Source organism: Acinetobacter sp. YH12205, from assembly GCF_013418125.1.
Taxonomy (GTDB): domain Bacteria; phylum Pseudomonadota; class Gammaproteobacteria; order Pseudomonadales; family Moraxellaceae; genus Acinetobacter; species Acinetobacter towneri.
Genome location: NZ_VPCQ01000013.1, coordinates 18,375 through 44,456 on the forward strand (window position 1 = coordinate 18,375; position 26,082 = coordinate 44,456).

Annotated in this window: 24 protein-coding genes and 1 tRNA gene; 10 read left to right on the forward strand and 15 right to left on the reverse strand. The window is 42.3% G+C overall.

Annotated features, from left to right (window positions below; translation table 11 throughout):
• The first annotated feature begins 29 nt into the window (after positions 1-29).
• Complete coding sequence (omp33-36, locus tag FTU92_RS12675; protein ID WP_257218831.1) at positions 30-977, forward strand: porin Omp33-36; 948 nt, start codon at positions 30-32, stop codon at positions 975-977.
• Positions 978-1,067: 90 nt separating this feature from the next.
• Here the strand turns inward: omp33-36 and FTU92_RS12680 are convergent, their stop codons facing one another.
• The 3 genes from FTU92_RS12680 to FTU92_RS12690 all read right to left on the reverse strand — a co-directional run bounded on the left by FTU92_RS12680 (position 1,068) and on the right by FTU92_RS12690 (position 4,018).
• The gene (locus FTU92_RS12680; RefSeq protein WP_180096398.1) at positions 1,068-1,766 is read right to left on the reverse strand and encodes an ion channel; all 699 of its coding nucleotides are present in this window, start codon (positions 1,764-1,766) and stop codon (positions 1,068-1,070) included.
• Positions 1,767-1,974: 208 nt separating this feature from the next.
• Complete coding sequence (locus FTU92_RS12685) at positions 1,975-3,684, reverse strand: cation acetate symporter (RefSeq protein ID WP_179996437.1); 1,710 nt, start codon at positions 3,682-3,684, stop codon at positions 1,975-1,977.
• A 1-nt stretch (position 3,685) separates the two neighbouring features.
• Positions 3,686-4,018, reverse strand: coding sequence for a DUF485 domain-containing protein (locus FTU92_RS12690; RefSeq protein ID WP_167845675.1), 333 nt, complete (start codon positions 4,016-4,018; stop codon positions 3,686-3,688).
• 185 nt (positions 4,019-4,203) lie between these two features.
• Here FTU92_RS12690 and FTU92_RS12695 point away from each other — a divergent pair, with 185 nt between their 5' ends.
• Together FTU92_RS12695 and FTU92_RS12700 are read left to right on the forward strand one after the other, a co-directional pair.
• Positions 4,204-7,695, forward strand: coding sequence for a PAS domain-containing hybrid sensor histidine kinase/response regulator (locus FTU92_RS12695; protein WP_180062372.1), 3,492 nt, complete (start codon positions 4,204-4,206; stop codon positions 7,693-7,695).
• A 536-nt stretch (positions 7,696-8,231) separates the two neighbouring features.
• The gene (locus FTU92_RS12700) at positions 8,232-8,999 is read left to right on the forward strand and encodes a hypothetical protein (protein WP_096902222.1); all 768 of its coding nucleotides are present in this window, start codon (positions 8,232-8,234) and stop codon (positions 8,997-8,999) included.
• 125 nt (positions 9,000-9,124) lie between these two features.
• Here the strand turns inward: FTU92_RS12700 and FTU92_RS12705 are convergent, their stop codons facing one another.
• Positions 9,125-10,825: an NAD-dependent malic enzyme gene (locus tag FTU92_RS12705; protein ID WP_004970216.1), complete on the reverse strand. Its 1,701-nt coding sequence runs from the start codon at positions 10,823-10,825 to the stop codon at positions 9,125-9,127.
• Between the two features lie 170 nt (positions 10,826-10,995).
• Positions 10,996-11,277 carry a DUF2798 domain-containing protein gene (locus tag FTU92_RS12710; protein ID WP_004970219.1) on the reverse strand — a complete coding sequence of 94 codons (282 nt, stop codon included), beginning with the start codon at positions 11,275-11,277 and terminating at the stop codon, positions 10,996-10,998.
• Positions 11,278-11,472: 195 nt separating this feature from the next.
• Between FTU92_RS12710 and argS the strand changes: the two genes are divergently transcribed.
• Both argS and FTU92_RS12720 read left to right on the forward strand, forming a co-directional pair.
• Positions 11,473-13,263 carry an arginine--tRNA ligase gene (gene argS / locus FTU92_RS12715; RefSeq protein ID WP_104852866.1) on the forward strand — a complete coding sequence of 597 codons (1,791 nt, stop codon included), beginning with the start codon at positions 11,473-11,475 and terminating at the stop codon, positions 13,261-13,263.
• Positions 13,264-13,297: 34 nt separating this feature from the next.
• Positions 13,298-13,906 carry an SPOR domain-containing protein gene (locus FTU92_RS12720; protein ID WP_004970222.1) on the forward strand — a complete coding sequence of 203 codons (609 nt, stop codon included), beginning with the start codon at positions 13,298-13,300 and terminating at the stop codon, positions 13,904-13,906.
• Between the two features lie 95 nt (positions 13,907-14,001).
• Here FTU92_RS12720 and FTU92_RS12725 read toward each other — a convergent pair whose 3' ends face one another.
• From FTU92_RS12725 to FTU92_RS12735, 3 genes are all read right to left on the reverse strand, one after another.
• On the reverse strand, positions 14,002-14,655 hold the full coding sequence (locus FTU92_RS12725; RefSeq protein WP_154321182.1) for a glutathione S-transferase family protein: 654 nt from the start codon (positions 14,653-14,655) through the stop codon (positions 14,002-14,004).
• 124 nt (positions 14,656-14,779) lie between these two features.
• Complete coding sequence (locus FTU92_RS12730; protein WP_004970227.1) at positions 14,780-15,178, reverse strand: OsmC family protein; 399 nt, start codon at positions 15,176-15,178, stop codon at positions 14,780-14,782.
• A 32-nt stretch (positions 15,179-15,210) separates the two neighbouring features.
• Positions 15,211-16,158: a pirin family protein gene (locus tag FTU92_RS12735; protein WP_004970229.1), complete on the reverse strand. Its 948-nt coding sequence runs from the start codon at positions 16,156-16,158 to the stop codon at positions 15,211-15,213.
• Positions 16,159-16,403: 245 nt separating this feature from the next.
• Between FTU92_RS12735 and FTU92_RS12740 the strand changes: the two genes are divergently transcribed.
• A complete protein-coding gene (locus tag FTU92_RS12740; RefSeq protein ID WP_180096399.1) occupies positions 16,404-17,696 on the forward strand; it encodes a GGDEF domain-containing protein in 1,293 nt (430 codons plus the stop codon).
• Positions 17,697-17,928: 232 nt separating this feature from the next.
• On the opposite strand, the gene guaA is transcribed toward FTU92_RS12740, so the two are convergent.
• Positions 17,929-19,497 carry a glutamine-hydrolyzing GMP synthase gene (gene guaA, locus FTU92_RS12745; protein WP_180005906.1) on the reverse strand — a complete coding sequence of 523 codons (1,569 nt, stop codon included), beginning with the start codon at positions 19,495-19,497 and terminating at the stop codon, positions 17,929-17,931.
• 224 nt (positions 19,498-19,721) lie between these two features.
• Positions 19,722-20,144, reverse strand: a complete 423-nt coding sequence (locus tag FTU92_RS12750; RefSeq protein WP_004970234.1) for a DoxX family protein — start codon at positions 20,142-20,144, stop codon at positions 19,722-19,724.
• 231 nt (positions 20,145-20,375) lie between these two features.
• Here FTU92_RS12750 and FTU92_RS12755 point away from each other — a divergent pair, with 231 nt between their 5' ends.
• Complete coding sequence (locus FTU92_RS12755) at positions 20,376-21,011, forward strand: DedA family protein (RefSeq protein ID WP_180096400.1); 636 nt, start codon at positions 20,376-20,378, stop codon at positions 21,009-21,011.
• Positions 21,012-21,115: 104 nt separating this feature from the next.
• On the opposite strand, the gene FTU92_RS12760 is transcribed toward FTU92_RS12755, so the two are convergent.
• The 5 genes from FTU92_RS12760 to FTU92_RS12780 form a co-directional block, all read right to left on the reverse strand.
• On the reverse strand, positions 21,116-21,706 hold the full coding sequence (locus tag FTU92_RS12760) for a LysE family translocator (protein WP_168418964.1): 591 nt from the start codon (positions 21,704-21,706) through the stop codon (positions 21,116-21,118).
• Positions 21,707-21,931: 225 nt separating this feature from the next.
• Positions 21,932-22,327 carry a hypothetical protein gene (locus FTU92_RS12765; protein WP_180096401.1) on the reverse strand — a complete coding sequence of 132 codons (396 nt, stop codon included), beginning with the start codon at positions 22,325-22,327 and terminating at the stop codon, positions 21,932-21,934.
• 13 nt (positions 22,328-22,340) lie between these two features.
• Positions 22,341-23,177: a ParA family protein gene (locus FTU92_RS12770; protein ID WP_154321185.1), complete on the reverse strand. Its 837-nt coding sequence runs from the start codon at positions 23,175-23,177 to the stop codon at positions 22,341-22,343.
• 101 nt (positions 23,178-23,278) lie between these two features.
• Entirely contained in the window at positions 23,279-23,671 is a 393-nt protein-coding gene (locus FTU92_RS12775) for a SirB2 family protein (protein ID WP_104852855.1), read from the reverse strand.
• Positions 23,672-23,684: 13 nt separating this feature from the next.
• Positions 23,685-23,996, reverse strand: coding sequence for a BolA family transcriptional regulator (locus FTU92_RS12780; RefSeq protein ID WP_104852854.1), 312 nt, complete (start codon positions 23,994-23,996; stop codon positions 23,685-23,687).
• A 236-nt stretch (positions 23,997-24,232) separates the two neighbouring features.
• On the opposite strand from FTU92_RS12780, the gene FTU92_RS12785 reads away from it, so the two are divergent.
• From FTU92_RS12785 to FTU92_RS12795, 3 genes are all read left to right on the forward strand, one after another.
• Positions 24,233-24,308 (forward strand) — tRNA-Gly (locus tag FTU92_RS12785).
• A 349-nt stretch (positions 24,309-24,657) separates the two neighbouring features.
• The gene (locus FTU92_RS12790) at positions 24,658-24,969 is read left to right on the forward strand and encodes a helix-turn-helix domain-containing protein (RefSeq protein ID WP_104852853.1); all 312 of its coding nucleotides are present in this window, start codon (positions 24,658-24,660) and stop codon (positions 24,967-24,969) included.
• 188 nt (positions 24,970-25,157) lie between these two features.
• On the forward strand, positions 25,158-26,082 hold a 925-nt coding region (locus FTU92_RS12795; protein ID WP_180096402.1), incomplete at its 3' end, for a transposase.

Here is a 26,082-nt window from a genome sequence, read left to right on the forward strand (position 1 = left end):
CTTAATAATTTGTTACACTAAAATGATCAATGTTTCATCCATTTTTAACAAAACTGGTAACTATCATGAAAAAACTCGGTTTAGCCACTGCATTATTATTAGCCATGACCGGTGCTCAAGCGTACCAATTCGAAGTTCAAGGTCAATCAGAATTTCTAGACACTACTGAAAACAACCAAAACTTCACTGGTGCTGTTCAAGGTACTTACTACTTCAAAAATGTTGATGCGACTAAAGGTCCTTTAGCAGAAGCTGCTTTCTTAAACCAAGCATCTAACGTTGCTTTAGCTTACCAATACGCTCAATATGACGCTCCTCGTGCAGGTGGTCGTTCAGACGTTGAATCTCATGTTTATGGTGCTAAAGCTGAAGCGTATGTACCAACTCAATTGGTTCCAGTTTATGCAAGTGCAGCATATAGCCATACAATTAATGACAGCAAAAATAACCTTAAATTTGATGACCAAGGCGACCGTTATGCCTTAGAACTTGGTGCAGTAGTAGCGCCGAACTTCTTAGTTGCTGTAGGTTATACAAGCGTTGCAGACCAAGCTTCTTATGATGCTTTCAACATCCTTTCTAATGGTGTTGCTAAAGCAGCACTTGAGTCGGGCACAATCAATCAAGATCAAGATGCAATCACTGCACGTACAAAATACGTAGGCGCAATTGACGGCACCAATATGGCTGTTGGTTTTGAAGCAGGTCTTGTATATGGTGAAGATACTATGTACAACTTAAAAACAGATCTTTACTTAACACCAGCGCTTAGCGTTGGTGCGTCATACATGGAGTCAAGCTACAACGATTCTCCAAATAAAGCTTGGGGCGCGAACGTAAACTACTTCATCACTCCTGCGGTTTCAGTAGGTGCAAGCTATGTAAATGCAAACTTCGAAGCAGCTAAAGCAGCAGAAGAAGACGCTGATGTACTTGACACTCAAACTGTTGGTGTAAACGCTAAATTCCGTTTCTAATTTCACATTAGATACCGAAGTTAAAAAAGACGCTCATCTGAGCGTCTTTTTTTATGCCTGAAATATGTCATGAAAAATTTGCACGCTGTTTTACTCAGCCGAATCATCATGGTGATGATGTGGTAAGTGGCGAATGTACTGCAATGCGATTAAACGTGACACGATCAATGCCAAATACATCACGCCACAGAACATTTGCAACATGGCAATCACCCGTGCTTCTGGGCTGATCGGTATAAGGTCGGATAAGCCTGTCGCGGACTGCAAACTAAAACTTAAAAACAGTAAATCAAGCCAGCTTTGCAAACCTGCAGCATTTGGGTTCTGAAAACTTTGCGGAATCAAAATTTGACAGATGCTATATAAAAAGGCAAACCCCCAAGCGATTAAGGTAAACACCGCTGCAGCAGCAAACAGCTCATCTTTAGTTAAATAACGATCATGGAACATATAACGCAATAAGCCATACGCTGCGCTAAAATAGGCTGCAGCTTCACAAGCATGACTCATCACCAAAATAAGAGGATGCCGCACACCTAGTAAAATAAAGAATGAAAAGAACAAAGCCGCATAAACAAAACTGAGCCCCAAAACACTCAACATTGGCGTTTGTCGAATCACTTTAGCAATGAGCAGCAACACCAATACCCCCACCATCCACGTGATGACTTTATAGGGCATGTTGTGATGTGCAAAAAGTGAGAGCAGCAAAATCACAAATTGTAAGAACAACAGCCATGCCGAAGGTAATATCCGAAAACCTTTCCATACATTTTGTAGTGCTTGCATACGCCTCGGCTGCCTTTTTATTGTTTTGATTTCTAACATAACATGCTGCCAGATCACCGCATGCATGGACTCTGTATCAAAATTGCATATATAAAACCTCTCTATGCTTTAGATGAAATAGCCCTCCTAGATGCTAGATAGATCATCCACGAAATTTTAGCCATAAAAAAAGTCCCATTGCTGGGACTTTTTTGAGGTGTTTCAGACCTTAGTGGTCAGATGCACCAGAGATACCAATACCAGTTTGTGAGCGTACGAACTGTGCATCAAATGCTTTACGTTCAGCTTGTGCTTGCGCAGAGTTGTCAGTGATAGAGAACAACCAGCAGCAGAAGAATGAAAGTGGCATTGCAAAGATCGCAGGACCGTTAAATGGGTTGATTGGTGTGTCAGAAATTTGAAGCGTATCTACCCAAACTGCTTTAGACAATACAATCAAGGTTACTGCTGAAGCTAAGCCTGCTACACCACCAATCACCGCACCGCGAGTCGTTAAGCCTCTCCAGAACATAGACAATACAAGTACTGGGAAGTTTGCACATGCCGCTACAGAGAACGCCAAACCAACCATGAACGCAACGTTTTGTTTCTCGAAAAGAATACCCAAGATCATTGCGAAGATTGCTAAACCTAAAGTCGCAATTTTAGACATGCGAAGTTCTGATTCAGGTGTCGTTTGACCTTTCTTGAATACGTTAGCATACAAGTCGTGAGAGATTGCTGAAGCGCCAGACAATGTCAAACCAGCAACTACCGCAAGAATTGTTGCGAATGCTACTGCTGAAATGAAGCCCATGAACAAGTCACCGCCAACCGCATCAGCCAAGTGCACCGCAGCCATGTTGTTACCACCAACAAGTTCTAACTTGCCAGTAACTGCCATTTTCGCAACATCAAGGAATTGTGGGTTGTTTGATACATAAAGGATCGCACCAAAACCAATGATGAAGGTTAATAGGTAGAAGTAACCAATGAAACCGGTTGCTACAACTACTGATTTACGTGCTTCTTTCGCGTCTTTTACCGTGAAGAAACGCATCAAGATGTGTGGTAAACCTGCAGTACCGAACATTAACGCAAGACCAAGTGAGATTGCATCAATTGGGTTAGATGCTAATTTACCAGGACCCATAATGTTTGCAGCATCTGCCAAGCTCAAGTCATGTACTTTAGAGAAAACTTGGATCGATTGCTCGAACATGTTAGTGAAGCTGAAGCCCACACCTTTCATTACCATGAAGGCCATGAAAGTTGCACCTGAAAGTAACATCACCGCTTTGATGATCTGTACCCAAGTTGTTGCCAACATACCACCGAACATTACGTAAGCCATCATGAGTAGACCCACGATCACTACAGCAAGGTTGTAGTTCAAACCGAAGAGAAGTTTGATTAACTGACCCGCACCTACCATTTGTGCAATCAGGTAGAATGCAACTACGACAAGCGAACTGAATGCTGCAAGGGTACGTACTGGCTTTTCAGATAAACGGAACGAGACCACGTCAGAAAGGTTATATTTCCCTAAGTTACGTAAACGTTCAGCAATCAAGAACAATACGATTGGCCAGCCCACCATGAAGCCCAGTGAGTATAGCAAGCCGTCAAAGCCTGACATAAACACCATTGCGGAAATACCCAGGAACGACGCTGCTGACATATAGTCACCTGCAATCGCGAGACCATTTTGGAAACCTGAAATACCACCACCTGCGGTATAGAAGTCCTTAGTGCTTGTGGTTTGCTTCGCTGCCCATTTAGTAATGAACAAAGTTGCGCCCACGAAAATCAAGAACATAATAATTGCAGGCCAGTTGGTTGGCTGCTGTTCTGCTGCACCTAAATCTGGTCCTGCAAATGCCATACCTGACATTAATACAGTAGACGCAGCCAGTGCTTTCAATGAATTCCATTTCATCTTAGTGCGTTCCTTTCTCATGTGTAATTGCTTCAACTTCACGCATCGCTTCTTCGTTCAATTGGTCAAGTTTGCCATTCGCAATTGATGAATAAACAGCACACAAAATGAAAGATAAAACGATAATGCTCAGACCTAATGGAATACCCCAAGTCGTCACACCGCCAGAAATTGAACTCAATAAGAATTCTTTGTTATAGCCCACTAAAAGCATGAAACCTACGTACACAAACAACATGATTGCTGTTAATGTCCAACTTAGGTTACTTTTTCTGCGAACCATTTCTTTGAATTTTGGGTTTTGTAGAATGCGTTCTACTTGTACCTCATCCATAACCTGCTCCTTCAAGCGCCCTGCCTTAGGCGCAAATTTTTAATTCGAATTATTTCGAACTTAAAATTAACAATGTTGGAGCCGATTTGCAATTTAGACTTTGGTCGCTAAAAAAATGATCAACCTCAGCGCAAAGGCAATGGAATAGGCTATCATAGCCCTATTGTCGATACTTTTAAGGCATCATGAACAGCTGGCTCATTATGGGGGTTTTAGCCCTCTATATCGCATTACTTTTTATCTGTGCTTTCTATGGGGAAAAACACGCCAGTCGTTTAAGCACGCGTGGGCGCATGCTCATGTTCAGCTTAACTTTAGGGGTGTACTGTTCATCATGGACTTTTTATGGTGCAACGGGCGCAGCCGTTCGTGAAGGGATCATTTTTTTACCCATTTATTTAGGGCCATTGCTGTTTGTCGCTGTTGGTTATGATATTTGGCGACGTTTAGGTCGAGTGCGACAACACCACGCCATTTCATCGATTGCTGACTTTGTTGCTGCACGTTACGGTAAAAGCGGGCCATTGGCATCACTGGTCACAATTTTGGCGGTGATTGCAATTATTCCCTATTTGGCTTTGCAATTACGCGCAATTGCGCTGAGTGCCGCAGTGATTTTGGATCAAAGCACCAATGTTGAAAGTACCACCAATGCGGTGTTATTCCTGACAGGTTTATTGGCTATTTTGGCGATGCTGTTTGGTACTCGACAAATTGCCAATACCGAACAACACGGCGGCTTAATGCTTGCGGTTGCCTTTGAGTCCTTTGTCAAACTATTTGCCTTGCTGGCTGTGGCCTTCTTCTTTGTATTTGAAGCGCCTGACAATATTCATCAAATTGCCAATGATGTTTCAATTACCTTCCATGAAGTACAGCTGTTTGGTGTGCCTGAAACCTTTTGGGTGCAAACCTTATTGGCGGCATTAGCGATTATTTGTTTGCCGCGTCAGTTTCACGTTGCTGTGGTCGAACTGCGCGATGAAAAACATATTCGGGGTGCGCGTCGCTGGTTTGCCGTTTATCTGATTTTAACCACCATCGCGATTGTTCCAATTGCCAGTTGGGCCTTGCACGCAGCTCCGCAATATTTAGCCATCCCAGATGTAGCGGTTTTGTCTTTGCCACTCAGTTATAACCAAGACTGGTTGACGCTGTTGGCGTTCTTGGGAGGATTCTCCGCCTCAACAGGCATGCTATTGGTATCTTCAGTAGCACTGTCGATCATGCTGAGTAATGACCTGATCATGCCTGCCTTGTGGCGCATGGGCATTTTCTCACGCCATGACAAGCGCTTGCCTTTGGTACTGAAATTCACCCGACGCATTTGTATTTTAGCGGTGATGCTGCTCGGCTTCCTGTTCTTCAACTTCTTTAACGATATTGATCAACTTTCTGTGTTTGGCTTGTTGGCCTTTAGTGCAGTGGCGCAGTTCTCCCCTGCCCTGATTGGTGGTTTGTATTGGCGCGGTGGCAGTAAACAGGGCGTTTATGCAGGTTTAATTGTTGGTTTTGCGATGTGGGCCTATACCCTGCTGCTTCCGACCATTTTACGCAGCCTGCCAAGTCAGTTCAGCGACTTTACCCGTGAGTTTTTACTGCTTGGGCCTTTGGGCATCAACTGGTTACGCCCTGAAGCCTTGCTTGGCTTTGAATCTTTTGCCCCGCTCACACATGGGGTGGTTTGGGCGCTCGGTTTAAATATTTTGTTATATGTTTGGGTGTCACGTATTTTCCGCCCAAGTGTGGCAGAACAGATTCAGGCCGAAAGTTTCTTTTATTATGAAACCAAGCCTTTGCCAACTCAGAACATGAGCAACGAGGTCAGCTATTCACATCAGGATGTAGCGCGTTTAAAAGTAGGCGATTTAATCACACTGGCAAAACGCATTACAGGCGAATCTCCAACCCGACAAGCCTTTGAGCAGTTTAGTCAGCAAAATAATGTGGTGCTGAATGAAAATGCCAATGCCAACGGCATGTGGTGGCGTTTTACCGAACAATATTTGGCAGGCACCATTGGTGCAGCATCTGCGCGTACTTTGCTCACCACTGCCATGGTCAATAACGGACTCGCTTTAGGGCAAGTTGCGAATATTCTTGACCAAGCCTCACAATGGCAACGCTTTAACCAAAACCTAATCATGACCATGATTGACCACATGACCCAAGGCGTGAGTGTGGTAGATGAAAATATGTGTTTGGTAGCATGGAATAATCAATATCTCAAACTATTTGATTATCCTAAAGATATTGTCTATGTCGGGTGCCCAATTGCCGATTTGATTCGCTATAACGCAGAACGTGGTGAATGTGGTCCGGGCTCAATTGAAGAACACGTGCGTAAACGTATTCACTGGATGAAAATGGGCAGTGCACACGAGTTTGAACGCATCCGTAAAGATGGTCGTGTAATTCAAATGCGTGGTAATCCAATTGAAGGCGGTGGTTTCGTGACCACCTTTGCCGATATTACCGCTTTCCGTGAAAACGAAGCCGTACTTGAAGCACGGGTACAAGATCGCACACAACAATTGGCCGATGCTTTGGCAGAACAGCAATTGGCACGTGAACAAGCCGACAAAGCCAATATGTCCAAAAGCCGCTTTATTGCCGCTGCCAGTCATGACTTATTACAGCCAATGCATGCAGCGCGCTTATTCAGTACGGCTTTAGAGCAAAGTATTCAGTCCGATGAAGACCGTAAAACCCTACAACAACTGGATCGTGCCCTGCATGGTGCAGAAAGTATGCTCTCGGCCTTGTTGGATATTGCCCGTTTGGAAGGCGGTACGATTCAGCCGAAACGTCAGGCTTATCCACTGCATGACTTACTCAGCGATTTAAGCCTGCAATTTAAATCCATTGCGGCACAACGTGGCATTGAATTCCGTGTGCATGACGTACAGTTCTGGATTGATACCGACCCACAATGGATTCGTCGTATTATTCAAAACTTTGTCAGCAATGCGCTGCGCTATACCGCCAAAGGGCGTGTGGTCGTGGGCGTGTTACGTTCTGCAGAACATCCACAACATATTAGAATTGGGGTGTGGGATACAGGTCCGGGTATTGCCGAAGAACAACGTATTAAACTGTTTCAGGAATTTGAGCGTTGCGGACATACGTCGCCTTGGGGTGAGCAAGGTCTAGGTCTTGGGTTAGCGATTGTGCAGCGTATGACCAGTTTGCTGAACTACCCTGTGCATGTCTATTCGGAATTGGGCAAAGGCTCGTGCTTTATGATTGAAGTGCCGATTGTCGAAGCTCCAAAAGTAGTGGCTGCACCTGTGCAAGTGGTGCCGTTGAAAACAAAAGCCTATAAAATTTTGTGTTTAGACAATGATGAAACCATTTTGGAAGGCATGGCGACCCTGCTGAGTAAATGGGGCTATCACGTATTTAAAGCCACCGAACCTGAACAAGCAATTGAGTTGATTCAACGTGAGCACATTCAAGTTTGGTTGGTCGATCAGCACTTAAATGACGATAAAATCGGTTTAGATTTTATTCTGGAACATCGTCAAGCCGATGTACCTGTGGCGTTAATTACTGCTGACTCTGATCCAGAACTACCGCAACGCTTAAAAGAACTCAACATCGTCTTGCTGAAAAAACCATTAAAACCAGCATCGCTACGTTCTTGGTTATCGGGTCTGAAAATTTCGGAGACTTGATTCACATACCTAACTTTGGCTAATTTGGGGCGCTCATCCCACAGAGATAAAGCTGAGATGAACGCACCGACCTTGTTACATTTTCTGGTTTGGTTACATTTGTTAGTCTGATGACCAAGCTTCACTTTACATAGCGAAATATGGCTACAATGAAAATCCAACACATTTGCTGTCAATATTGACAGCGATTGACCTGATGCAGCACACCAATTGACCAAACTTTTCAAAAACACTGCCTTTTGATGCGCTACAATTCACATTAAATATCATGGTCAGATTCGCTATGGCAAAGTCTGACAAGATCGTAAGCAAATACACCCAAACTTGCTTACAATTTCTTTAATTGCCGAGTTTGTAAAGGCTTTTCTGAGCACATTGCAATACATTAGACTTTAGTCTTATACATCTATTGACTATCTGCGCGCATAACTAAGTACAAGAAATGATCAGCGCATTCATCTTCAAGCCACATCCAAACAAATTTCCTGCCCTATTAAGCGTTGATCGACCTGTTTCCACGTTTTAGGAAGAATCTCATGAATACCGTGAACCATGAACAGCAGCTCGCAGAACAAACACAGCAGCTACAGCGTCAATATGGCGTAAATGCGCTATTGCCCGAAATTCACTGGGATCGTCTGTTTCAAAACAGCAAACTCAAAGCTCCTCATCTACAAGCGCTGAATACCCTGTATCAAACCGCAGTACCCTTAGCCCTACAAGTCTTTGAAGAACTCAATTTTGATGTGTTTCGCCCTGCGGCGTATCAACCACAAGGTTTAGGTCTGTTCAACAAACTTTCAGCACAGGAGGAGCAATTACTGGATGTTTTGGAACAAGAAGCGCAAGGCTTAGATCAAAGCACCCGCCAGCATATTTGGAGTATGTTATTACGTGGTGGTGCGGTACTGGTCTTTAAAGCATGGTTAGGCAAAGTCAAAACAGATGAGGCACAACTCGATACAGCTCAATTTGATGAATTGTCCGATTTGCTGTTCATTAAAACCTCACCTTTTGAGCTGGCAGAACGCTTAAAAGTCGATGCGCATGCACCCACTGAACATATTTTTCTACTGTATGGCAATGACGTGTATTTAGACCGTTTTAACAGTCTTGAAACGGCAGCCTTATTTGTCGATTTAGGCGTGTACGATGCTGCGTTTATAAGCCTGAGAGATGACCACGTTGCAAAATACCTGATTGGACAAGGCTATGTCAGTGAGCAGCAAATTGATGAATTGCAATGTGCCTTAAATCCTTTGAATTGTGCCGATTTAAATCCAAAACAGAACTATATTGCTTAGTGTGAGTTGAAGACTTAAATTCCAAGTAATCACATCGCAAACCCCATCCTATTCCAAATAAAAACAAGGCGTGCAATAGCACGCCTTGTGGCTTATTTCATTAACAATACACGAATGAATTTTGCTTAAAACGTCACACGTTTATAATCACGATATTCAGGCTTCCAGAAATTAGCCTCAATTGCCTCTCGTAATGCCTCATCACTCATGACAGCTGCAACGCCTGCATCCATTGCTGCTTTTGCGACTCTAAATGCAATAAATTTAGACACCTGCTGAATTTCATTTAAATCAGGCAATAAATCTGCATTTGGATCCTGCAACAATGGTGAGCAGTCCGCCAGCGCATTACTGGATGCAATTAACATACTGTCTGTCACACGTGTTGCCCCTGCAGCGATTACCCCTAAGCCAATACCTGGGAAAATATACGAGTTATTGCATTGGGAAATATTATAAAGTTTGCCCTGATAGTTCACTGGCTCAAATGGGCTACCTGTTGCAATTAAGGCCTTGCCTTCAGTCCACTCCAAAATATCGGCAGGAAATGCTTCAACTTGTGAGGTTGGGTTTGACAATGGCAACACAATTGGACGCTCGCAATTGGCAGCCAAGGTTTTAATCACCTCTTCAGTAAATAAACCCGGTTGCCCCGAAACCCCAATCAATACCGTTGGCTTGGCGTTTTGAATGACGTCCAACAGAGAAATCACACCTTCAGGATTGCCCCAATGTGCAACACGGTCAGGACTTTGTGCCAATTTACGTTGGAAATCGAGCAAGTTTGGCTGATTGCTGGTGAATAAGCCAAAACGATCCACCATATACACACGAGCACGTGCTTCAGCATCGCTTAAGCCTTCCACCACCATTTGCGCCACAATTTGCTCGGCAATACCACAACCTGCCGAACCTGCGCCCAAGAAGGCAATGGTTTGATCTTTCAGTTGTTTGCCTGCAGCCCGTGATGCTGCAATTAAGCTGCCCACAGAAACGGCTGCCGTGCCTTGAATATCATCATTAAAACAACAAATTTGATCACGATATTTGTTTAATAACGGCATGGCATTTTTCTGAGCAAAATCTTCAAACTGAATCAATGCCTTTGGCCAACGGCGTTTCACCGCATCAATCACCTGATCGACAAATTGATAGTATTCCTCACCACTAATACGTGGCTGATTCCAGCCCATATAGATCGGATCATTCAGTAATTGTGGGTTATTGGTGCCTACATCTAAGGTAATGGGTAAGGTATAGGCAGGACTAATACCGCCACATGCTGTATATAAAGACAGTTTTCCAATTGGAATACCCATGCCGCCAATGCCCTGATCACCCAAGCCTAAAATACGCTCACCATCGGTAATCACAATCACTTTGACATTCTTTTTATTGATGTTTTGTACAATATCATCAATATGGGCACGGTCTGGATAGGAAATAAAAATACCCCGATGACGGCGGTAAATATCGGAAAAACGCTGACATGCCTCGCCTACAGTTGGGGTGTAAATAATAGGCATCATTTCACTCAAATGCTGTTCAATCAGGTGATAAAACAGGGTTTCATTGGTGTCCTGAATGTTGCGCAAATAAATATGCTTGTTGATGGCATCGCTAAAAGCAGAATATTGCTGATACGAACGCTGGCTTTGTTCTTCAATATTTTCAATTGCATGTGGAATTAAGCCATGCAAGTTAAAACGGGTGCGTTCTTCTTCTGAAAATGCAGAACCTTTATTTAATAAAGGCAATTCTAAAAGGCCGTTGCCCGCATAGGGAATATATAAAGGACGTTTCTGCTGCAAATTTGCGGTTGTCATTGTTCATCTCATTCTAATCGGTTGCTGATGGCGCATGGATTGAGATGCACCATCTGACATCTGACTAGCTTAGCCCGAATTGCAGCAAATAGGGCATTTAGAAGTTTGATAACCAAATCTGAATGATTTTTATTTCTGATAGCCCATGTTATATAGGCATCGAACCTAATTTATTTGGGTGGTTGCAGTGGCGTCATATCTACAATTAAGCCAGTGAACTTACGCACCAAAGGCAGCACACATAATACGACTGGAAAAGCAAACGCCCAAGAAATCATCCAGTTATGCAACCACAGGGTAAAAAATCCCTCAATCCAGCCCAAATTTCGGATCATATTAATCAACGAAATGATGCCACTCATCAAACATGATAAAAAGAAAGGCATTACCACCGTGGCCCATTTCATGGGTAATTTGGGTACATTGCCAAAAATCATTGCACGTTGTTTCATGCTCTAGCCTTTTCGCCTCACTGAATGCCGCATACTATGCCATGAATTGCTTGCTTAAAGGATGATTTTTCAGGCAATTTGTTCATGCTTAGCTACAATCTCTGAAATTCGATAAAGCATACAATTGCACTCCCCTAAAGCCCCTGAAATTTGCTATATTTAGCGTTTTTCTGCACATCTATTTTTCGACTAAATATGAATACGGCAATACAAGCAGCGCTCGATCATGCAGTGCAATCCCTTCAAGCTGAAGGTGTACTCCCATCTGACTGGAACAATACGAGTAATTTAACCCGTACCAAAGACCGCAGCCACGGTGATTTCGCATCAAATATTGCCATGATTGCCTCTAAAGCCGCAGGCATGAAGCCACGCGATTTAGCCGAAAAAATTCTTGCTGCTCTGCCTGAAGTTGCAGACATCAGCAAAGCAGAGATTGCAGGCCCTGGTTTTATTAACTTCTTTTTAAATGCCGACCAGCGTTTTAGTGTTTTAGATCAAATTCAAGCACAAAAACAACAATTTGGACGCAGCCAAATCAATGCAGAAAAACGCATTCAGGTCGAGTTCGTTTCTGCTAACCCAACCTCAAGCCTACACGTGGGTCATGGTCGTGGTGCTGCTTATGGTATGACAGTTGCCAATTTACTTGAAGCCACAGGTGCTAAAGTTGACCGTGAATACTATGTCAATGATGCTGGCCGTCAAATGGATATTTTGGCGACTTCAACTTACTTGCGTTATTTGGAACTGGCAGGTCAAACGCTGGTGTTCCCCAAAAATGCGTATCAGGGTGATTACGTTAAAGACATCGCACAAAGCATTTTAAAACAGGATGGTGAACGCCATGTACGCCCTGTTGCAGATGTATATAACAATGTGCCTGAAGATGTGCAATATGCGGCAGAACTCGATGCCGATGGCAACAAAGTGGTCTTGTCGGGCGACAAAGAAAAACACATTGATGGTTTGATTTTCAATTCACAAACGCTCTTGGGTGATGATTATCGCGTGTTCCATCAGGCTGCGCTGAATGCTATTTTGGCCGACATTAAAGATGACTTGGGCGAGTTTGGTGTCACCTTTAACCAATGGTTTAGCGAAGCGTCATTGACTGAAAAAATTGATGAAGCTCTGCAAACACTAGATCAACGTGGTTATCTATACGAACAAGACGGCAATATCTGGTTTAAATCGACCGCATTTGGCGATGAAAAAGACCGTGTGGTGAAACGCCGCAATGGTCAAACCACTTACTTTGCTTCAGACATTGCTTATCACCTGAATAAATTACAACGTGGCTACACAGACCTAATTGATATTTGGGGTTCAGATCACCACGGTTATATTTCACGTGTGAAAGCGGCCATTGATGCACTAGGCTACGACTCGAAAAAATTAACGGTACTGTTAGTGCAGTTCGTGAGCTTATGGCGTGGTGGTGAAATGGTACAAATGTCATCCCGTTCAGGTCAGTACGTGACCTTGCGTGATTTGCGTAAAGAAGTCGGCAACGATGCTGCACGTTTCTATTACGTCATGCGCAAATCTGAACAGCACATTGACTTTGACCTAGATTTGGCCGTTTCACAAAGTAAAGACAATGCGGTCTACTATATTCAATATGCTCATGCACGTATTTGTCGTATGCTCGAAAAAGCTGCTGCTACGCAATTGAATTTTAATGCGACAACTGCACGTCAGTTTGCCGCTAAACTTGAGCTAGATGCTGAAACTGAAATTTTAGCCAAACTGGCTGCGTATCCTGAAATTTTAGTACGTGCTGCCAACAGCCACGAACCGCATCAGGTAGGTAACTATTTGAAAGAATTAGCAGCATTGTTCCACGGTTGGTACAATGAGCATAAAGTTCTGAATGATGATGCAGCCTTGACTCAAGCACGCTTATTGCTTTCAGTAAACGTACAACAAGTCTTGCGTAATGGTTTAGAATTATTAGGTGTCTCTGCACCAGAAACAATGTAAAAGCCAAATAAAAGCATAACAAGAGGAAGTCCACGTGTTTGGAAAAACGCAACGCGGTGTATCTGAACGACCGAATAAGCCAAAAAAACCACTAATTCCAACGTGGTTAGGCACACTCGTGGTGATTTTAATCGTGTTGTGTTTTGCTGTAGCCTTAATGCTATGGAAACCGTGGGCACCTGTACAGCCTAAAGGGCAAATCAATTCTGAGCATTATCAGGAAGATACCAACAAAGACTATCGTTTTTATGATTTGCTGCCACAGCAACAGGTTACCCCAATTCCTGAGCAAGCGGTGCCTGAAACACAGCAACAGAATACCGTAGTCATTGTTGAAGCGCCTGCTGCTGTAGAGGCGCCAGCGGCCAGCGAAGCCAATGTTGGTCTGACAGAAATGCCTGCCCCTGTGGTACAAGCCAGCTATATTCTACAAGTGCGTAGCTATACCGACCCAGATGCTGCAGATGCACGTCGTGCCGAAATTATTTTGAATGGTTTATCGGCAGATGTAGTGAAAAGTGTAGAAGGTGGTGAAACTTGGTATCGGGTGATTTCAGGCCCTTATGATTCAGCCGATGCTGCAGTGATTGCTCAGCAAACTTTGCAGCATAGTGGAATTGATTCAATTGTCGTGAAACGCTAAGCCTCATTGTTATCAATCGACCAAAATCAATTAAAAAAAGATGCCTCGGCATCTTTTTTTAGGTCTATAGAACGATGTACTCACAAAAATCATCGCTAGATTTGCATTAACTGCTGCTCACGTTCGCGTGCACGCTGAAATGCAAGACGCTGTTCCACGCGTGCCAAATAAGCCGCAATCTGTGGATAATGATGCCCGGTACGGCTTTGCAATGCTTGGAGCGGGAAACCCATTTGAATATCGGCAAAAGAAAAATCCCCTGCAAAATAATCATGTTTGCCCAAATAATCTTCTAAATAAGCAATATGATCTTTTAAACGAGGCTGAATAAACCCTGCTTTAACACCTGCAGTAATTTTTTGCGCCATTGGTCGAACTAACCATGGCACATGCTGCGGCACATTGGTTATCACCAATTGCATCACTAACAATGGCATTAGCGAGCCTTCGGCATAATGCATCCAGTATTGATATGCTTGCTGTGCTGAAGCCTGCTGCGGTTTAAACTGCCTTTGCGTATCATAATGCTGCTGCAAGTACTCCAAAATGACTGCAGATTCTGCAATGGTCTGCTCTGCATCCGTCAAAATTGGTGCTTTACCCAATGGGTGAATCAGCTTCAATTCATTGGGCGCACTTAAATTGGGCTGACGGTGGTAAAACTTGATTTCATAGTCCAAACCCAGCTCTTCGAGCGCCCACAAAATGCGGAAAGAGCGGGATTGATCAAGGTGGTGTAAAGTAATCATAAACGTCCTATTTTGTTTTTATTACATCTGTTTTTAAGTGATTGTTATATCTTCTGTTTCACGCAACATTATAAAAAGGCATGTCCTGCATGCCTTTTTATAAGAGACGGATTCAACTCTAGGTTTAACCCAATTCAGTACGAATTTCCACACTGCGTAACAAGGTTTTCGTCACAGGTGTTTTTTGACAGATATTCAGTACTTTTTGCTGTAATTCTGCATCTAACGCTGCTTCAGTTTGCACACGGCGTTCAATCCACTCCTGCCCTTCCTGATTGGTAAAGAAGTCCGCCTCGACCTGAATTTTGCCAAAATCCAAACCCTTATGCTGTGCATACATACGCAAGGTAATCATGGTGCAAGCGACCAAACTGCTACATAACAGATCATAAGGTGCAGGACCTGCATCTTGACCACCTAACTTTTCAGGCTCATCTACCTTCCATTGGTGCTGACCACTTTGGATCTGACCTTGCCATGCCGTGTCTAAACTGCGTACCTGTGCTGTGCCAATCTTGGCCATAAGATGCTCCCTATAGATTGATATTCCATCATTTATTTTGATGCACGCATTTTTGCGGGGAAAGTCGGCGCTTCTAAACGTGGTCCATCGTAGTCTGGTATTGTGCCAAAACGAGGATCATGATTGACCCATTGCTCACGTGCAATGCTGAGTTCCTCTTGGGTACGACCGACGAGATTCCACCACAACAAAATTGGCGACTCAAAAGGTAAACCGCCCAATAGCAACAGACGCGCACCCGCATGTAAATCTAGCTGAATTTCGGTTAAGCCCGGTTCAAGCACCAGCATATTTTCATCGTTTAATTCATGCCCATGCACAGTGGCTGTGCCTTCCAGCATCATCAAACCATATTCAAATTTAGGATTCAGCGGCAAACGGGTTGTCGTGCTGGTTTCACTATAAATATCTACCCCTAGCAACTCACTATGTACTAATACTGGTGAAGTGGTATTTAAAAATTCACCAACTAAGATGGTAAATTCCACTCCATCTAGCAAAACCACAGGCAAGTCAGGGTAATGATCAAAACGTGGCGCCATATTGCGCTGATCATCAGGTAAAGCAATCCACAGTTGCGCTGTATGCATGTGTGTTTCGGTGTCGGGAGCAACTTCGGTATGTGAAATACCATAACCCGCGGTCATTAAATTAACCTGTTTGGGACGAATCAATTGCTTAGTACCCAAACTGTCGGTATGCATAATGCTGCCTTCAATCATCCAGGTGAATGTTTGCAAACCAATATGTGGATGCGGCCCGACATCTAAGCCTTCACCTTGTGGAAAATTAACAGGACCTGCGTGATCTAGAAAACACCATGCCCCAATCATGCGTTTATGCCGACTCGGTAAAGCACGTTTAATTAAAGTTCCCTGCCCAATTTCAGCACTACGCAGTGGAAATTCCTGTATAAATTGCTTGACGTACTTATCACAATCGTCTGAATTGGAAAGCTCGGTATAATTGCTGTTGCTCATCCTATACCTCTTATATTTCTGTAAATTCCTTGACTATTAAATATAGTAAATCACTAACGAAGAGCAAGATGAAATTTGTTGTTCTGATTTTTATGGTTCAAACTTGAACTACACCTTAAAATATATGGCATAATTTTGACCAAAATTTAAAAAAATAGAGAAAATACCCAAATTTAGGGAGGTTATTTTTTCTGCATTTTGCGCATAATCCTCACTATAAGTTGTCAATTTGAGTAAATATCGCTATGTCTGTAAAAGCTCGAATGGGGGAACAGACCCGTTCGAAGATTTTAAGCAATCAGGAAGCCTCAGAAAAACTTTTAAAAACAACTGAGTGTGATCTTGAAAACCGACAAGCAATTGAAAAAGCATTGCAGCACCCTGCTGCGCAACTCCCGCCGCAATTTGAAACACATTTTTATCAACACCAGAATTTACATCAGCGTCGTTATTTACGCCAAGTCAATTACATTGGGCAAATGACGTTCCTGCTGTATTTCTTTATCGATTATTTCATCATTCCAGATGTCACTACACTCTCGGCCACACTCCGTCTCAGTGCTGTTGTATTGGCGCTGATTGGCAATTATTTCTGCTTTAAATTGATCAAAGATATTCGCCTGCTAGATTTAATTTTACCGGTCAGCGCCACACTGTGCTGCGGTATTTGGTTCTATATCCTGTCGCAATCACAAAGCCCTTGGATTTCCACTTATGTGTATGCCTCGGTCATTTTTGTGCTCATGGCGAACCTATGTATTCAAGTGCGTTTCCGCCCTGCGGTCTACAATTCATTGGTCATGAGCGTACTCATGTTTTTGGGGGTGATTTCCCTCACCAATTTGCAGGATGCCTTAGTTTTTATGGTGGTGTATATCCCTGTATGTTTGTTGAGTTTGTATATCAGTTGGATCAACACCCTAAATGCCCGCCATCACTTTTTACGCAGTTTGCTGGATGACTGGAATTTTCATACCTTGCAAGCCTTGGCACACACCGATGAACTGACCCAACTCAATAACCGACGTCAGTTTGTACACATGGCAGAACACAAAATTCATGCATGGCCTAAATCTGAATCGGTCTGCTTACTAATGTTTGATGTCGACTTTTTTAAACAAATTAACGATACCTATGGGCACGATATTGGAGATCGGGTGTTGCAAAATATTGCTGAAATTGCTCGTAAAGAAATGCGCCGCAAGGATATTTTGGCACGCTTTGGCGGTGAAGAGTTTATCGCTCTGCTTAGTGAAACCAGCTTAGATGAAGCACTGATGATTTCAGAGCGTTTAAGACAAAAAATTGCACAGCATGAAATGTGCATTGATAAAAAATGTTTTAATTTCACTGTCTCCATTGGAGTATCCAGTTTAAAACCGCAACAAACTGACTTACAGCTGTTGATTAAAGAAGCCGACCTCGCACTTTACCAAGCCAAACAAAGCGGACGTAACTGCGTGATCAGTTATGATGTGGGAATGTCTGAGCCACCCGAACCGATTTTAAAAAAAGAAGTTAAATCTTGGATGATCTAAAGATATAAAAAAATGAGCACATTACGTGCTCATTTTTTGGGTTTTTGGCTAGAGTATGTTTAAAAAACCCTAGCTGCTGCGCGCATCTTGCGCCCATCTTAAATAGCGGTGTTTTAAAATAGGCTCATGGCGTAAAACTGGCAAGCAGCAGTGCTGCTTGAAACCCCGACTGCCGCGCGCATAGCGCTTGGCGTAATTCAGGCACGAAGCAGTGCTTCGTGAAATCCCTGAATTACTCCCATTCAATTGTTGCAGGTGGTTTAGACGATACGTCGTAAGTGACACGTGAAACGTCTGCAATTTCATTCATGATGCGGGTAGAGATTTTGTCGACTAAATCGTACGGTAAATGTGCGAAACGTGCTGTCATAAAGTCCACTGTTTCTACAGCACGAAGTGCAATTACCCATGCATAACGACGACCATCGCCGACGACACCAACAGATTTCACAGGCTGGAATACCGCAAACGCTTGTGCTGTTTTGTCATACCAACCACTTGCACGCAGTTCCTGCATGAAAATGTCATCGGCTAAACGTAAAATGTCTGCATATTCTTTTTTCACTTCACCCAAAATACGCACGCCCAAACCTGGACCTGGGAATGGATGACGGTAAATCATGCTGTGTGGCAAGCCTAGAGTCGTGCCGAGTTTACGCACTTCATCTTTAAATAAATCACGTAAAGGTTCAACCAATTCAAAGGCTAAATCTTCTGGTAAACCACCCACGTTGTGGTGTGATTTAATCACATGCGCTTTGCCTTGTTTGCTGGCTGCAGATTCAATCACGTCTGGGTAAATCGTACCTTGTGCCAAGAATTTCACGCCATCCAGCTTACGTGCTTCTTCGGCAAAAACTTCAATAAATTCACGACCAATGATTTTACGTTTTTTCTCTGGATCAACTTCGCCAGCCAATGCACCCAAGAAACGCTGTTCAGCGTCGGCACGAATCACGCGAATCCCCATGTTTTCTGCAAACATTTGCATCACTTGATCGCCTTCGTTCAAGCGCAACAAACCATTGTCTACAAATACACACGTTAATTGATCGCCAATGGCTTTATGCAACAATGCCGCAACCACAGAAGAATCCACACCGCCCGACAAACCAAGCAATACTTTTTCATCGCCAATTTGCTGACGTAATTGCTCTACACGCAAGTCGATAATGTGTTCTGGTGTCCACAAACCACGACATCCACAAATTTGATGTACGAAGTTAGACAGTAATTCTGCACCTTTAGCCGTGTGCGTTACTTCTGGGTGGAATTGAATACCATAGAAACGGCGTGTTTCATCAGAAATCATCGCCACAGGGCAGCTTGGTGTGCTAGCCGTAATTTGGAAGCCTTCTGGAATGCGTGCCACTTTATCGCCATGGCTCATCCAAACGTGCAATTGGTTTTCACGGTCTTGCAAGTTACCAATCAGTTTGTCACGTACCAAAATATCGACTTCGGCATAACCGAATTCATGTACTGAACCCGCTTCAACTTTACCGCCCAGTTGTTCTGACATGGTTTGTAAACCATAGCAGATACCCAGTACAGGTACGCCTAAGTTAAATACAATTTCAGGTGCGCGTGGACTACCCGCTTGGTGAACACTTTCAGGTCCACCCGATAAGATAATACCGTTTGGATTAAATGCACGAATGTCTTCTTCCGACATATCGTAGGCATACATTTCAGAATATACGCCCGCTTCACGAACACGACGTGCGATCAGCTGGCTATATTGCGAACCGAAATCCAGAATCAGGATACGATCTTCAGTAATTTGAGTATTGGTAGTCATGACAAACAACTATAGAAAGGCAAACGAATTAAGCGCGCTATTCTAGCATTTTTCCACGCCTTGCGCACACTATTCAGACAATCCTAAAAATGGCTATTTTTCTTCGTGATATTGCAGTGACCACATACTCTAAGTTTTAAAAGACTATGCATTTTCTATGGCATAAAAAAAGCAACCTTCTTGAAGATTGCTTAAATTGTTGAGCTGATGTGGAAATCAATGACTTACTTTTTTGCTTCCAAAAGATGGTCTAGACTTATTTTGCCTGCACCGTAAAGCATGATGTAGAAGAAACCGCCAGCCAAACCAATATTTTTCATAAAGTTCAGCGCATCTTCTGGTGCAGCATGGAATAAAAATGCAGTTAAAAGACTAAAAACACCTAAACCCAAACCCACGACACGTGCTTGTAAACCGAATAGAATTGCCAAACCACCACCAAGTTCTAGCAAAATCACCAAAGGTAGCAATGAACCTGAAACACCCATAGCTTGCATATAGCCCACTGTCGCATCATAGCCTGCTATTTTGCCCCAACCAGATACAATAAATAAATACGCTAAAAAAGCACGTGCAAATAAACTTACAATGGCTTGCACACTTGCTTTTTCGACCACACTTTTTAACACAACATTTGGATTAAACATCAGATCACCTATATTTTTGATTCATTCTTGAAGACAAATACATCTTAGTTTTTTCAAAATTTAGGATAAATACGCATTTAAAAGACATGTTGTTGCATCTATGCAACGAAAAAAAACCGATGTGGCTGGTCTGGCATCCCTAAAATTGCTGTGAAAATTATTTACCTTTTCATACTGACTTTCCGCCTGTGGACTGCTAGGATTTGAGCACACTTTCGCTTGTTTTTTCCCATGGAACTGATTGATTTTATATTACACGTCGATGAACATTTGCTCGAATTCATCACCCAATATGGGGTATGGATTTACGCCATTTTATTCCTGATTATTTTTGTAGAAACAGGCTTAGTGGTCATGCCATTTTTACCAGGCGACAGTTTACTTTTTGCAGCAGGTGCACTCGCGGCTTCAACAGGCGTGATGGATCCTTGGTTACTCGGGATTTTATTATTTATTGCCGCAGTACTGGGCGATACTCTGAATTATCATATTGGTAAATATATTGGCCCGCGAGTTTTCGAGCTTGAATCACGTTTTATTAATAAAAAGCATTTGATTGAAACTCAAAAGTTTTTTGAACGTCATGGGGGTAAAACCATTATTTTTGCCCGCTTTGTGCCTTTTGCACGTACCTTTGCACCCTTTGTGGCGGGTGCAGGTAGCATGAATTATAAATACTTTCTAACCTATAACGTGGTTGGGGCATTTTGTTGGATTGCTTCGTTTATTACCCTAGGCTACTTATTTGGAAATATGCCAATTGTGAAAGACAATTTCACCTATTTAATTTTCGGTATTATTATTCTGAGTGTTTTGCCAGGGGTGATTGGTTTTATTCGCCAAAAACTCAAGAAAAAGGCTGCTTAAGTGTACGCATATTGGAAAAATTCAAGCGTTGAATACTCTACCTACAAGGATGCACTACGCATCCTTGGTTTGATGATCTTTACTTCGATTCTATATTTGTGCCTTTAAAAGAACCGTGCCACCACAGGCAACATACATACCACTAAAAGTAAGGCCGAACCTTTATAGAGCAAATCGGCTGTGACTTTTTTAGTTTCTCTGGCCAAAATCACCCGTCCAAATGACATCCAAAATAATGCGGTAGGCAACAACACCAAACTAAATAGCACATAGACCACAGCTACATTGGTCGGGTTATTCCAAGTTTCTACAGGGAAAATACCTGCAGCAAATAACAAAGCCTTTGGATTTTTAAAAGTTGAGAAAAATAATTGCGCAGGGCGAATGGTTGGATGCTTCTGACTGTGCTGCTCTAAATGCGACTGCTTCCATAAATGAAAGGCCATCCAAAATACATAGCCCGCACTCAAAATATGCAAAATATCAATAAAATACGGCCAGATTGGGGCACTTAAATGAATCAGCAGAGCCCATAAGCTAATTGCATAAGCATAGCCAAATAATTCTGCAGGAATCAGCATACTGGTTTTCGCAATGCCCTGTTGATGCGCTGAACTTGCCAATAATGCATTGGTCGGTCCAGGAATCATCAAGACCGCGATCATGGCCAAGACAAACCACCAACTTTCAATCATAAACACCAAAGTACGCCAGTCAAACAGGAGCACACCTTATATGAAAGCCATAAAAAAAGACAAGTTTTTCTAATACGCCAATACTGACCAAAGCGTATAAATATAACGACAATTCAATCTAAGTTTTTGTTTTTATATGTTTCATTTTAGGGAAGCTCTGAAACATTTTGCTAAAAAATTTTCAGCTATGGCTGTGCCATATAGGCACAACCACAGTGTTTTTTCTTAAGATGTTGCAGGTTTAAGCTTCACTATAATCGGGCAGGCTTTAAATTTTGCAGCCTGCACAATCGCTTCTTGCTCACCCAATAAACGTGCTAATTCGGTATTTTTGGTATTGGAAGACTGTCCCATATTCACCGAAACACTAGGTCCAATGCCCCAACCACCTCGGCTGCCCCAACCACCGCCTAAACCGATACCCACACCAACACCTGTACGTTTCGGTGCTTCAACACCGCTTTCAATATATTGCTGAATACGGTTATATTCGCTTTGTAATTGTTGGCAATTCAAAGCCTGATAATGTGTAGGCGACACATAGCTAGGTTTCACTGTGGTCGCACAAGCCCCTAGCAATAAACTACTTGCCGCGACAAGACCAATTGCAAATGTTTTCATGTCTACCTCTGTATCACGCTTGCTCAATTTCATTGAACAATGATTGATAGGCCTGCGTCAATTTATGATCTGTTGCCAAATGAATTAATGGCAAATTTTTATGATGTGATTCTTTCATCAACACCGAAGGCGGTAACATGCTATTCAAAACAGGTAAACCTTCATCTTTGAGTTGCTGAACCACTTCACGCGGCAACTTGGCCTGCGCCTGAAACTGATTCACCACAATGCCTTCAATTTGCAAGTTTGCATTGTGGTCATCCTGAGTTTCCAACACATTTTCAATCAAACTTTGCAAAGCACGTTTAGAAAAGACATCGCAGTCAAATGGAATGAGCACCCGATCTGCAGCAATTAATGCCGACAAGGTAAAGAAGTTAAATGCAGGCGGGGTATCAATAAACACGCGGTCATATTGATCGGACAATTGTTGCAAGGCATCACGTAGTTTGTAAATTTTATGTTTAGATTCTAAGGCATGTGCCAAACCACCTAATTGCGGGCTAGCAGGAATCACATCCAGATTCTTAAACGGTGACTGATGCACATAAGCTTCTAAACCTTTGCTGCGGTTTTTTAAAATAGAGCCTAGCGCATTGCCCAATAAACCTTTGGACTGATTGCCCCCCAAAACCTCTTCAAAATAATTTTCAATATTGGGTTCAAGTGCAGGTTTATCGGCAGAATAGGTCGCATCATCGCCCAGTAAATATTGACTGGAGTTGGCTTGCGGGTCGAGATCAATCACCAGTGTTTTTAGCCCCTGATGAGCACTGATTGCTGCCAAATTCACGGTAATACTGGATTTTCCAACACCACCTTTCTGATTAAACACCACACGTGTGCGCATTGTCGCCCCTCGTTGAATGACTTCAGTTCTTGTTATATGTTCAGTTTAACCGACCCGCTATGATTGTTGGCACATAGTGTCTAACAATCCTTAAACTTGCCCTAGCCAAAACTTGGTTTAAGCATAACCAAACCTAAAATGGCAATGAAAGCAATCAGGGCCAGTCCCCAGCCAACACGGCGCTGCACCAGCAAAATACGCTCATCTTTTTTATACGCTTTAATCAAAGAAGAAAGCATCACAAAAAATAAAATAATTTTGGCATAAAACCAAGCTTCGACCTGAAAATCCTTCAGAAATAAGGCAATGACTCCTGTCACCACAATCAGCGTGAGTGCCGAATGCTGCAAAGCTACAAAGACTTTCCATGCTTTAGGGTTTGGAGAGTGGTTCAATGTACCTTTAAATAAAGTCATGGCACGCACCACAATCACCAACAGCAACAAAGCCACTGCAGCAACGTGAATATTGTTCAGCATTGATAAATTTTCCATCTATAGCCTTCCCTTACGCATCTTTTGGTGCATGTGCACATTCAGGGCTTGACGTATCTTGGCCTTGCCACTCAGAGGCAACAAAGGCATGAATCGCAAGCGCATGAATTTTATTTGGCGCGAGTAGATCACCCACAGCGGCATAAATTTTTTGATGACGTTGTACCGAACGTAAGCCCTGAAAAACATCACTGACCATCACCACTTTAAAATGGGATTCTTTTCCTGGGAAATAACCGCCATGCCCTGCAGATTCATTCACAACTTCTAAATGACTTGGATTTAAAGCAGCTAAGCGTTGCAACAATTGTTGTTCTAAACTCATGATTGTATTTCCCAAAATGGTTTAAAGGCTGCCTAGCAGTATAACTGCGTTCTATACAATTCTCAGCACTTTGGCAGAATCATTCGTGCTTGGTGCTGTTACAGCGTGTTTTTCTACTTAAATTTGGCGATCTCATCGCCAGTTGTTCTAAAAAATGTCGTTTATTTATGCAATTAAGCTAATTTTTTGCATAAATGGATTGACCCTATTTTTGCATAATGTATTATACACCGCATGCGGGAATAGCTCAGTTGGTAGAGCACAACCTTGCCAAGGTTGGGGTCGCGAGTTCGAGTCTCGTTTCCCGCTCCAGATTCTAAAAGCCTCAGTTGAATGACTGGGGCTTTTTTATTGTTGTTTTATTCAATATTTTACTTCATAAGAAATTTTTATACTTAAAAAAGTAAGTTTACAAAAGTGCTCTTTCAAAACTGTGAACAAAAAACCGTGTAGATGATGCTCCAAAGTATCAATCATACAAGATAAAAAAAACTCCAAAACAAAAGATAGTATTAGCTACTACTAAGTGGCTTATGTTAAACAAGATCAGCTTGCCTAGATCCTAAATATTGATGCCGCGGAGCCTGTTAATAATTTCTGTCATTGCTTCTTAATAAAAAAGCAACTAATATGCTTCTTATACCACCAAAAAGCAATAAATATGTCTACACTAAATAAGTCTTTACTACAGCAAGTCAAAAAAAGACGAACCCTATTGGGTTTAAAGCAAGTTGATATGCAATCACGTACAGGCATTTCAAGACAGCAGTACCAAAAACTGGAAAGTCAAGGCAATCCTCGATTAGATACCTTAGAAATTATTGCGGCAGGACTAAATGCTCAACTGATGCTCATCCCAGATGATAAGGTTCATTTGATTAGACAATTATTGAATGATGAAATTAAAGTCACTATTGAAGATCAAGATGACTTAATGTCTAACCCATGGAAAGGTCTTCTCGGAGGAGAGTAATTAACTATAACTAAAAATATAGACAAATATTTGCATAAGTGCTCATTTTGTCTATGTCGATTCAGTAGTGGCAAGGTGGGTATTTATTAGAGATTTAAATGATTATCTTTTGTATTTTAGGTGAGTGTCTTGGTATATTAGCATCCATATCTATTGATTATCCAATCCCTTAACCTAGGCATGACTTTGTGAAATTAACACGCATTCATCACTGTAAAAACTTGAATGTGCAAAAGTACAAACAGCTTGAGAAACAAGCTGTTTTACTTGGTCGTATTCGTAGCGAGGTGTGGGCTAAATATGGTGCTATTTCAGGTTTGAATATCAGTGACAGAGCTATTCGTGATGCGTGGATGAAAGAAAGTCGTGACTTTGGTGTTTCTGCAAATGCGTGGAAAGAAACGCTAAGTGATTGCATAGGTGATATTAAAGCCTATCGAGAAGCATCAAAAGACAAAGTAAAGCAGGCGATCCGAAAACGCACCTCCTGTAATAATGAACAAAAAAGACTATACACCTTGCTTAAAAAAGATGAATGGATGACTGATAATTTCCTCCATCGTCAAATGCGTAATCACTTTAGGCATGGTGTTAATCACACACATAATCAAATTATTGTTCGTGCGGATATGTGTAAAACCTTTGAGTTAAATGGTCAATGTTGGCTTAAAGTACCAAGCCTAATCCCTCGACAAACCATTAAAATCCCATTAAATACGACTGTTGATTTTGCACCGCAAGGCACATTAAGAATTATTCTAAAAAATGGCAATATTGAAGTTCATTCAACCTATGATGCAGTTGAAACACAAGATTGTGGTCAGGAAACCGTAGGTGTTGATAAAGGTTATTCAGAAGCCTTTGTGGATTCTGATGGTGAAGTATATGGCAATGGTTTAGGTAAATTGATCTCAAGTGAATCAGACTACCTAAATCAAAAGTACAAACGTAGAAATAAGCTCAGAGCGATTGCTAAAGCCAAACCGCACAAGAAACAGAAAATTGAGTTAAATAATCTAGGTCGAAAAAAACTAGATAAGCGACAAGATACTCAAAAAGCAAAGCTCAAAACATTAATATTTACAGCAACTCACAAGTTGGTTGATAAAGCCA

What these genes read in the sequence shown, in the direction of transcription:
- omp33-36 (WP_257218831.1), top strand. Translation starts at nt 30, where the DNA reads ATGTTTCATCCATTTTTAACAAAACTGGTAACTATCATGAAAAAACTC.
- FTU92_RS12680 (WP_180096398.1), bottom strand. Translation starts at nt 1,766, where the DNA reads ATGCAAGCACTACAAAATGTATGGAAAGGTTTTCGGATATTACCTTCG.
- FTU92_RS12685 (WP_179996437.1), bottom strand. Translation starts at nt 3,684, where the DNA reads ATGAAATGGAATTCATTGAAAGCACTGGCTGCGTCTACTGTATTAATG.
- FTU92_RS12690 (WP_167845675.1), bottom strand. Translation starts at nt 4,018, where the DNA reads ATGGATGAGGTACAAGTAGAACGCATTCTACAAAACCCAAAATTCAAA.
- FTU92_RS12695 (WP_180062372.1), top strand. Translation starts at nt 4,204, where the DNA reads ATGAACAGCTGGCTCATTATGGGGGTTTTAGCCCTCTATATCGCATTA.
- FTU92_RS12700 (WP_096902222.1), top strand. Translation starts at nt 8,232, where the DNA reads ATGAATACCGTGAACCATGAACAGCAGCTCGCAGAACAAACACAGCAG.
- FTU92_RS12705 (WP_004970216.1), bottom strand. Translation starts at nt 10,825, where the DNA reads ATGACAACCGCAAATTTGCAGCAGAAACGTCCTTTATATATTCCCTAT.
- FTU92_RS12710 (WP_004970219.1), bottom strand. Translation starts at nt 11,277, where the DNA reads ATGAAACAACGTGCAATGATTTTTGGCAATGTACCCAAATTACCCATG.
- argS (WP_104852866.1), top strand. Translation starts at nt 11,473, where the DNA reads ATGAATACGGCAATACAAGCAGCGCTCGATCATGCAGTGCAATCCCTT.
- FTU92_RS12725 (WP_154321182.1), bottom strand. Translation starts at nt 14,655, where the DNA reads ATGATTACTTTACACCACCTTGATCAATCCCGCTCTTTCCGCATTTTG.
- FTU92_RS12730 (WP_004970227.1), bottom strand. Translation starts at nt 15,178, where the DNA reads ATGGCCAAGATTGGCACAGCACAGGTACGCAGTTTAGACACGGCATGG.
- FTU92_RS12735 (WP_004970229.1), bottom strand. Translation starts at nt 16,158, where the DNA reads ATGAGCAACAGCAATTATACCGAGCTTTCCAATTCAGACGATTGTGAT.
- FTU92_RS12740 (WP_180096399.1), top strand. Translation starts at nt 16,404, where the DNA reads ATGTCTGTAAAAGCTCGAATGGGGGAACAGACCCGTTCGAAGATTTTA.
- guaA (WP_180005906.1), bottom strand. Translation starts at nt 19,497, where the DNA reads ATGACTACCAATACTCAAATTACTGAAGATCGTATCCTGATTCTGGAT.
- FTU92_RS12750 (WP_004970234.1), bottom strand. Translation starts at nt 20,144, where the DNA reads ATGTTTAATCCAAATGTTGTGTTAAAAAGTGTGGTCGAAAAAGCAAGT.
- FTU92_RS12755 (WP_180096400.1), top strand. Translation starts at nt 20,376, where the DNA reads ATGGAACTGATTGATTTTATATTACACGTCGATGAACATTTGCTCGAA.
- FTU92_RS12760 (WP_168418964.1), bottom strand. Translation starts at nt 21,706, where the DNA reads ATGATTGAAAGTTGGTGGTTTGTCTTGGCCATGATCGCGGTCTTGATG.
- FTU92_RS12765 (WP_180096401.1), bottom strand. Translation starts at nt 22,327, where the DNA reads ATGAAAACATTTGCAATTGGTCTTGTCGCGGCAAGTAGTTTATTGCTA.
- FTU92_RS12770 (WP_154321185.1), bottom strand. Translation starts at nt 23,177, where the DNA reads ATGCGCACACGTGTGGTGTTTAATCAGAAAGGTGGTGTTGGAAAATCC.
- FTU92_RS12775 (WP_104852855.1), bottom strand. Translation starts at nt 23,671, where the DNA reads ATGGAAAATTTATCAATGCTGAACAATATTCACGTTGCTGCAGTGGCT.
- FTU92_RS12780 (WP_104852854.1), bottom strand. Translation starts at nt 23,996, where the DNA reads ATGAGTTTAGAACAACAATTGTTGCAACGCTTAGCTGCTTTAAATCCA.
- FTU92_RS12790 (WP_104852853.1), top strand. Translation starts at nt 24,658, where the DNA reads ATGTCTACACTAAATAAGTCTTTACTACAGCAAGTCAAAAAAAGACGA.